Origin of the sequence: Streptomyces sp. NPDC002138, assembly GCF_040296485.1 — a bacterium.
GTDB lineage: Bacteria > Actinomycetota > Actinomycetes > Streptomycetales > Streptomycetaceae > Streptomyces.
The window spans coordinates 21,676-30,461 of record NZ_JBEOXE010000085.1 but is presented as its reverse complement, the minus strand read 5'-3'; the positions used below and the strand labels follow the sequence as shown (position 1 = coordinate 30,461).

The 8,786-nt window shown below is 72.9% G+C and carries 5 protein-coding genes; 1 reads left to right on the top strand and 4 read right to left on the bottom strand.

What is annotated here, in order from left to right; translation table 11 throughout:
• Nucleotides 1–448: 448 nt before the first annotated feature.
• Nucleotides 449–1,960, bottom strand: a complete 1,512-nt coding sequence (locus ABT084_RS33910) for a fatty acyl-CoA synthetase (RefSeq protein ID WP_351052425.1) — start codon at nucleotides 1,958–1,960, stop codon at nucleotides 449–451.
• A 136-nt stretch (nucleotides 1,961–2,096) separates the two neighbouring features.
• On the opposite strand from ABT084_RS33910, the gene ABT084_RS33905 reads away from it, so the two are divergent.
• Nucleotides 2,097–4,574 carry a penicillin acylase family protein gene (locus tag ABT084_RS33905; protein WP_351052422.1) on the top strand — a complete coding sequence of 826 codons (2,478 nt, stop codon included), beginning with the start codon at nucleotides 2,097–2,099 and terminating at the stop codon, nucleotides 4,572–4,574.
• 63 nt (nucleotides 4,575–4,637) lie between these two features.
• Here the strand turns inward: ABT084_RS33905 and ABT084_RS33900 are convergent, their stop codons facing one another.
• The 3 genes from ABT084_RS33900 to ABT084_RS33890 form a co-directional block, all read right to left on the bottom strand.
• A complete protein-coding gene (locus ABT084_RS33900; protein WP_351052419.1) occupies nucleotides 4,638–5,756 on the bottom strand; it encodes a calcium:cation antiporter in 1,119 nt (372 codons plus the stop codon).
• A gap of 145 nt (nucleotides 5,757–5,901) precedes the next feature.
• Nucleotides 5,902–7,551 carry an acyl-CoA synthetase gene (locus ABT084_RS33895; RefSeq protein WP_351052417.1) on the bottom strand — a complete coding sequence of 550 codons (1,650 nt, stop codon included), beginning with the start codon at nucleotides 7,549–7,551 and terminating at the stop codon, nucleotides 5,902–5,904.
• Nucleotides 7,548–8,684, bottom strand: a complete 1,137-nt coding sequence (locus tag ABT084_RS33890; RefSeq protein WP_351052414.1) for a nitronate monooxygenase — start codon at nucleotides 8,682–8,684, stop codon at nucleotides 7,548–7,550. Before ABT084_RS33890 ends, ABT084_RS33895 begins: the two co-directional genes overlap by 4 nt.
• Nucleotides 8,685–8,786 lie beyond the last annotated feature (102 nt).

Genomic DNA, 8,786 nt, shown 5'->3' with positions numbered 1-8,786 from the left:
GGGGAAGGCGGCCGCGACATGGGCGGGCATCGGGGCCGCCGACGCCATGGACGCCGGAATGAGAACGCCTCCCGAAATCATGGCCGCGGAAGCGAACAGCGTCGCGAGCCGGAATCCACGGCGGTTGGTGCGGACAACGTTGTTGGTGCGCGTCTTACGGTTCATGACGTTCTCCTATGAAGAGGAATGGATGACGCCCCGGATGATTCGGACCGCCGCGGTTTCACCATTTCCTTTCCGGTGAGGCCCGCATCACCAGTAAGCCCCACCGGAACACCACGGTCACGCTCCGGAAACTCGGGGCTTGACGCCCACCTGAGCGCCGGGTAAAAGGGCAGCGCGCAGCGGACCGACGGCATCGGCGCGTCGTGGATCCCCGTGATCCACGACGGCGTGCCACGGCCTGTGGCGACAGCTGAAACCCGGCCCCGGGGCGCCCGGCCCGCTGCTACCTGCCGGACCCGCCCGCGCCGAAGCGGTCCCGCAGCTCGCGCTTGAGGATCTTGCCGCTGGCGTTGCGGGGCAGCTCGTCCACGAAGAGGACCCGCTTCGGGGCCTTGAAGTGGGCGAGCTTCTCCCTCGCGTACGCCATCAGCTCCTCCTCGGTCACCGTCCCGCGCGGCACCACCACGGCCGTGACCGCCTCGATCCAGCGCTCGTCCGGCAGCCCGACCACCGCCGTCTCCGCCACCCCGGGGTGGGTGTACAGCGCGTCCTCGACCTGGCGCGAGGCGACCAGGACCCCGCCGGAATTGATGACGTCCTTCACCCGGTCGACCACGGTGAAGTAGCCCTCCGCGTCGCGCACGGCGAGGTCGCCCGAGCGGAACCAGCCGTCCCGGAAGGCCCGCTCCGTCGCCGCCGGGTCCCTCCAGTAGCCCAGGCACAGCTGCGGGGACCGGTAGACCACCTCTCCCGCGGTTCCGTCGGCCACCTCCGCGCCCTCCTCGTCGACCACCTTGGCCTCGACGTGGCGCACCGGGCGCCCGCAGGAGTCCATCCGCCCCTCGTGTTCGGCCGGGCCGAGTACGGTCGCCAGCGGCCCGATCTCGCTCTGTCCGAAGCAGTTGTAGAACCCGAGGCCGGGCAGCCGGGCGAGCAGCCGCTCCAGCACGGGTACGGGCATGATCGAGGCCCCGTAGTAGGCCTTGCGCAGCCCGCTCAGCTCCCGGGTGGCGAACTGGGGGTGGCCCGCCAGCGCGATCCACACCGTGGGCGGCGCGAAGAGGCTGTCCGCCCCGCCCGCCTCGACCCGCTCGAAGATCTCCTCGGCGACCGGCGCGTCCAGCACCGTGTTCTCGGCGCCGACGGCCAGGTACGGCAGCAGGAAGACGTGCATCTGCGCGGAGTGGTAGAGCGGCAGCGAGTGCAGCGGCCGGTCGCCCTCGGTCAGGTCGAGCGCCTCGATCGCGCTCTCGTACTCGTGACAGAGCGCCGCGTGGGTCATCATCGCGCCCTTGGGCAGTGCGGTGGTGCCGGAGGTGTACAGCAGCTGCACCAGGTCCCCGGGCGTACCGGCGCCCTCGTACGGGGCCGGCTCGGCCAGCGCCGCCAGGAAGGACCCGGGGACGTCGCGCAGCGCCCGTACCCGGCGCCCTTCGGGCACCCGGGGCGCGAGGTCCGGATCGGCGAGCACCAGCGCGCTGGCGGAGTCGTCCAGGATGTGCGCGAGGTCCTCGCCGGCGAGGTTCTGGTTGACCGGGACGTGCACGAGCCCGGCCCGGGCGCAGGCGAGGAACGCGATCAGGTAGGCGTCGGAGTTGTGGGCGAAGGTCGCCACCCGGTCGCCGGGCCCCAGCCCCCACTCCCCCGTGAGCAGGGCGGCGGCGGTGGAGACGGCCTCGTCGAGGCCGCCGTAGGTCCAGTTCCGTTCGCGGTAGCGGACCGCGACCCGCTCCGGGACCCGCCGCGCGGTGTCGCGCAGGAGTCCGTCGACCGTGTTGTGCCGCACCTGCGTCATGGAGCGATCCTCATCTCATCCTGCACCAGGGGTTATTGACAGATCATCAGCTCGCCTGCATGAGTGTGGGGGCACAGCAGGACCGCACCACCAGTTTCACGCGTAACCACAGTCATTCGCAGGCTACTTGGGAGGCATGTTGCGTTTCCGCACCCGCCCCGCACTGCGCCGGATCGCCCTCACCGGCGCCGCGCTGCTCGCCGCGGCCGCCGCGGTCCCCCCGGCCGCGGCCTCGGCCGCCGCCGACGGCGGGGCCGCGCGCAGGCCGTCCGGGGGCGGCCTGTCCGCCCTCGTCCGCTACACGGAGAACGGCATCCCGCACATCCTCGCCAAGGACTACGCCGACCTGGGCTTCGGCACCGGCTGGGCGCAGGCCGCCGACCAGGTCTGTGTGCTGGCGGACGGGTTCCTGACGGTGTCCGGCGAGCGTTCCCGCTGGTTCGGGCCCGACGCGGCCCCCGACGGCTCGCTGTCCTCGGCCGCCGGGAACCTCTCCAGCGACCTGTACTTCAAGGGGATCCGGGAATCCGGCACGGTGGAGAAGCTGCTGGCCACGCCCGCTCCGGCCGGCCCGGGCAAGGACGTCAAGGAGCTGATGCGCGGCTGGGCCGCCGGGTACAACGCCTGGCTGGCGCAGAACAAGATCACCGACCCGGCCTGCAAGGGAGCCGGCTGGGTGCACCCGGTGACCGCGGTGGACGTGGCGGCCCGGGCGTACGCGGTCGCGGTGCTCGGCGGCCAGGGGCGCGGGATCGACGGGATCGCCGCCGCCCAGCCGCCGGCCGGGGCCGCGCACACGCCGCCGGGCGCGGGGGCCCGTACGAGCGCACCCGCACCCGGCGCCGACATCGACCCGGCGGCCGCGGCGGAGGCGGCCCGGCAGCTCTTCGACACCTCGCGCTACGACATGGGGTCCAACGCGGTGGCCTTCGCGGGGTCGGCCACGGCGAGCGGCGGCGGTCTGCTGCTGGGCAACCCGCACTACCCGTGGCAGGGCGGGCGCCGGTTCTGGCAGTCGCAGCAGACCATCCCCGGCGAGCTGAACGTGTCGGGGGGTTCCCTGCTCGGCACGGTCGTCGTCAACATCGGCTTCAACGAGAAGGTCGCCTGGAGCCACACCGTGGCCACCGGCACCCCGGTCAACCTGCACCAGCTGGCGCTGGACCCGAAGGACCCGACCGCCTACCTCGTCGACGGAGTGGCCGAGAAGATGGTCCCGCGGACCGTCAGCGTGCCGGTCAAGGGCGGCGCCCCGGTCAGCCGCACCCAGTGGTGGACCCGCTTCGGACCGGTGCTGACCTCGCTGGGCGCAGGCCTGCCGCTGCCGTGGTCGGCGACGACGGCGTACGCGCTGAACGACCCCAACGCGGTGAACCTGCGGGCCTTCGACACCGCCCTCGCGATGGGCAAGGCCCGCTCGGTGGCCGGGATCCAGGACGCGCAGCGGCGCACCCAGGGGCTGCCCTGGGTCAACACGCTGGCCGCCGACTCGGCGGGCAAGACCCTGTTCACCCAGTCCCAGATCGTGCCCCGGATCACGGACGAGCTGGCGGCCCGCTGTTCGACCCCGCTGGGCCGGGCGACCTACCCCTCCGCCGGTCTCGCGGTGCTGGACGGCTCGCGCGGTGACTGCGCGCTGGGCTCGGACCCGGACGCGGTGCAGCCGGGGGTGTTCGGGCCGGCCAAGGCGCCGACGCTGCGGGACGCGACGTACGCCGAGAACTCCAACGACAGTGCCTGGCTGGCCAACGCGGACCATCCGCTGACCGGCTACGAGCGGGTGTGGGGCACCACGGGGACGGCGCGTTCGCTGCGCACGCGCGGCGCGCTGGAGGACGTGTCGGCGATGGCGGCCAAGGGCGGGCTGACGGTGGCGGACCTGCAGAAGCAGCAGTTCGCGAACCGGGTTCCGGCCGGTGACCTGGCCGCGGCCGACGCCGCGTCGGCCTGCGCCGCCCTGCCGGGCGGTACGGCGACCGCGAGCGACGGCTCCGCGGTGGACGTCTCGGCGGCCTGCCCGGTGCTGGCGCGCTGGGACCGTACGGCCGAGACGGCCAGCCGGGGCGCGCTGCTCTTCGACCGCTTCTGGCGGCGGCTGACGGCGTCCACGGCGGCCAAGGACCTGTGGCTGGTGCCGTTCTCGGCGGCCGACCCGGTCCGCACGCCCCGCACGCTGAACCAGTCGGCGCCCGGTGTCGGACGGGCCCTGGCGGACACGGTCGTGGAGCTGAAGGCGGCGGGCATCGCGCTGGACGCGCCGCTCGGCGAGCATCAGTTCGTGGTGCGCGGAGGCGAGCGGATCCCGGTCGGCGGCGGCACCGAGGCGCTCGGCGTCTGGGACAAGGTGGAGGCGGTGTGGAACCCGGCCGGTGGCGGCTACACGGAGGTCGTGCACGGTTCCAGCCACATCCAGGCGGTCGGCTGGGACGGCGGCCGCTGCCCGGTGGCCCGCACGCTGCTGTCGTACAGCCAGTCCTCGAACCCCAACTCGCCGTACTACGCCGACCAGACGCGGATGTTCTCCGGTGAGCGCTGGGTGAGGTCGCGCTACTGCGAGGCGGACATCCTCACCTCGGCCGCCCTGCGGGTGGTCTGGCCGCGCGAGCGGCGCTGAGGAACCGCCGCGCCGTACGCCGATCCGCGCGCGCGGGTCGGCGTACGGCCGGGGGCCGCGCGGTCAGGGGCTGACGGCGAGGAAGAGGTAGGAGGCCAGCAGGACCAGGTGCACGCCGCCCTGGAGCAGGGTCGCGCGGCCCGGCACGATCGTCAGGGCGCTGACCACGACAGTGAGGGCGAGCAGCACCATGTGGATCGGACCGAGGCCCAGCAGCAGCGGTCCGGTGAGCCAGACCGAGGCGAGCGCGATGGCGGGGATGGTCAGGCCGATGCTCGCGATGGCGGAGCCGTAGGCGAGGTTGAGGCTGGTCTGGACGCGGTCGCGGCGGGCCGCGCGGACGGCGGCGAGGGTTTCGGGCGCGAGGACCAGCAGGGCGATGATCACACCGACGACGGCGTTGGGCAGGCCCGCGCTGGCGACGCCGGCCTCGATGGTGGGCGAGACGGCCTTGGCGTTGCCGACGACGGCGACGAGGGCGACCAGCAGCAGGCCGAGGCTGATCATCGCGGCCCGGGCGGTCGGCGGCTCGGCGTGGTCCTCTTCCTCCCCGGCGGCCTCGCGGCGCTTCCTCGCATCGGTGTCCACGGGCAGGAAGTAGTCGCGGTGACGGACCGTCTGGACCGCGATGAACAGTCCGTACAGGGCGAGTGAGGAGACCGCGGCGAAGGCGAGCTGCGGGGTGGAGAACTCGGGCCCCGGCTTGCTGGTCGTGAAGGTCGGGATGACCAGGCTGAGGACGGCGAGGGTCGCGACGGTGGCGAGCGCCGCCCCGGAGCCCTCGGCGTTGAAGACGGCCACGCGGTTGCGCAGGGCGCCGACGAGCAGCGACAGGCCGACGATGCCGTTGCAGGTGATCATGACGGCGGCGAAGACGGTGTCGCGGGCGAGGGAGGCCGTCTTGTCGCCGCCGTCGACCATCAGCGTGACGATGAGGGCCACTTCGATGACGGTGACCGCGACGGCCAGGACGAGGGAGCCGAAGGGTTCGCCGACGCGGTGCGCGACCACCTCGGCGTGGTGGACGGCCGCCAGCACCGCGCCCCCGAGACACAGGGCGACGAGCGCCACCGCGAACGAGGGCAGGTCGCGCCCCCAGCTGAAGGCGAGCGCGACGAGCGCCACCACGGGGACCACCAGGGTCCAGTCGGTCAGGGGGGACGTGCGGGGTGCCGTACTCATACGGCCACGCTGCCAGAACTGTCACCGCGGTGCGGCGCAAGGCGCGCCGCCGGGGCCCTGGCGTGGAACATCTCACACCATGTCCGGGTGTTTCGGGCGCCCCGAGGCGGTCCGGCCGCTCGGGGGCGCCGCCGCGCGGGGTGCCTCACATGGCGCGTTCGTGGCCCTCCCAGTACGGGTCTCGCAGCCGCCGCTTGTACAGCTTGCCGTTGGGGTCGCGGGGCATGGTCTCGATGAAGTCCACCGTCTTGGGCCGTTTGTAGCCCGCGAGCTGCCGCTCGCAGTGGGCGAGGATCTCGGCGGCCAGCGCTTCGCCCGGCTCGTGGCCCTCGGCCGCCTCGATGACCGCCTTGACCTCCTCGCCCCAGTCCCCGTTGGGGATGCCGAAGGCGGCGGCGTCGGCGACGGCCGGGTGGGTGAGCAGGGCGGACTCGATCTCGGCCGGGTAGATGTTGACCCCGCCCGAGATGATCATGTCGATCTTGCGGTCGCGGAGGAAGAGATAGCCCTCCTCGTCCAGCAGGCCGAGGTCGCCGACGGTGAAGAAGTCCCCGATCCGGTTCTTCTTCGTCTTGCCCTCGTCCTTGTGGTAGCTGAAACCACCGGTGCTCATCTTCATGTACACGGTGCCGAGTTCCCCGGCGGGCAGCCGGTTCCCGTCGTCGTCGAAGACGGCCAGCTCGCTGATCGGCCAGGCCTTGCCGACCGTACCGGGCTTCTTGAGCCAGTCCTCGGCGGTGGCGAAGGCGCCGCCGCCCTCGCTGGCCGCGTAGTACTCCTCCACGCAGGTGCCCCACCACTCGATCATCGCCCGCTTGACGTGGTCGGGGCAGGGCGCGGCGCCGTGGATGGCGTGGCGCATCGAGGTGACGTCGTACCCGTCCTTGACCTCCTGCGGGAGCGCGAGGAGGCGGTGGAACTGGGTGGGCACCATGTGGGTGTGGGTGGCGCGGTGCGTGTCGATCAGCCGGAGCATCTCGGTGGGCGTCCACTTGTCCATCAGGACGAGCGGGTGGCCGATGTGCAGGGAGGCGCCCGCGAATTGGAGTACGGCCGTGTGGTAGAGCGGCGAGCAGACGAGGTGGACGTTCCCCTCGAAGGGGCGGATGCCGAAGATGCCGAGGAATCCGCCGAGGTACGTCTCCTCCGGCAGCTTGCCGGGCAGTGGGCGGCGGATGCCGCGGGGGCGGCCGGTGGTGCCGGAGGTGTAGTTCATGACCCAGCCGAGGGTCCGGTCGGCGGGCGGCTCGGGACTCCGGCCGTCGAGGAGTTCGGCGTACGGGCGGAACCCGGCCACCGTTCCGACGGCGTACCGGTGGCTCGCGGGGAGCGCCGCCTCGTCGGCCGCGGCGGTGGCGGCCTCCGCGAAGCGCTGGTGGGCGATGAGCACCTTGGCGCCCGAGTCGGAGACGATCCAGGCGATCTCGGGGCCGACCAGGTGGTGGTTGACCGGGACCAGGTAGAAACCGGCCTGGGCGGCGGCGAGGTAGGCGGTGAAGAACTCGACGCCGTTGGGCAGCACGACGGCGAAGACGTCACCGCGCTCCAGGCCCGCCGCGCGCAGGCCGTGGACCAGGCGGTTGACGTCGGCGTGCAGCCGCGCGGCCGTCCACTCCTCTCCCTCCGGGGTGATGAGCACGGTGCGGTCGGGGTCGGCGCTCGCCTGGGCCCAGAAGCCGTTGGGCCCGCCGGGGCCGGCGGGGGCCTTGGGGGCGTCCGGGGTCTTGGGGGCGCCGGAGGCTTGGGGGGCGTCGGAGGCCCTGGGGGCGTCGGGCGCGTTCGGGGGCGGGGTCATGACGGGAGTTCCTCCTTCAGGACCGGCCCGGACCGGCCCGCGATGCGGGTGAGGCGGTCGATGGCCCGCTCGAAGCCCCGGGTGAGGTCGTCGAAGACGGCCTGGACGCTGCGCTCGCTGTTCATCCGGCCCACGATCTGGCCCACGGGCGTGCCGAGCAGCGGCTGGACCTCGTACTTCTGGATCCGCGAGACCGCTTCGGCGACGAGCAGGCCCTGGAGCGGCATGGGGAGCGCGCCGGGGCCGCTGGGGTCGTCCCAGGCGTCGGTCCACTCGGTGCGCAGCTGCCGGGCGGGTTTGCCGGTGAGGGCGCGGGAGCGGACGGTGTCGCCGGAACCGGCGGCGAGGAGCTTCTCGGTGAGCGCGCGGGAGTGCAGGTCGGCCTCGGTGGTGGTGAGCCAGAGGGAGCCGAGCCAGGCGCCCTGGGCGCCGAGGGCGAGTCCGGCGGCGATCTGTTCGCCGCTGCCGATGCCGCCCGCGGCGAGGACCGGGAGCGGGGCGACGGCCTCGACGATCTCGGGCACCAGGACCATGGTGGCGATGTCGCCGGTGTGGCCGCCCGCCTCGTAGCCCTGGGCGACGACGATGTCGATGCCCGCTTCGGCGTGGCGGCGGGCGTGCGTGGCGGTGCCCGCGAGGGCGGCGACGAGGACGCCGTGGTCGTGGGCGCGCCGGATGACATCGGCGGGCGGGGAACCCAGGGCGTTGGCGAGCAGTTTGATGGGGTAGTCGAAGGCGACGTCGAGCTGATTGCGGGCGACCTGTTCCATCCATCCGGTGATCCGCCAGCCCGAGGCCTCGCCCTCGGCGAGTTCGGGGACCTGGTGCTTGGCCAGGGTCTCGCGGACGAATTCCCGGTGCCCGGCGGGGATCATCGCCTCGATGTCGGCCTCGGAGATGCCGTCCACGGCCTTTTTGGCGGGCATGACCACGTCGAGCCCGTAGGGCTTGCCGTCGGTGTGTTCCTGCATCCAGTCGAGGTCGCGCTTGAGGTCGTCGGGGGCGGTGTAGCGGACCGCGCCGAGGACGCCGAAGCCGCCCGCGCGCGTGATGGCCGCGGCGACCGCCGGGAAGGGCGTGAAGCCGAAGATGGCGTGTTCGACTCCGAGTTTCTTGCTCAGCTCCGTCTCCATGGGCGGCAGGATGCCGCAGGGCGGCACGCGAGGGAAGAGATTTTCTGATGCTGTGTCAGATTCTTTGCGGGCCGGTCGTGACGGGGTCGGCGGGGTGGGCGG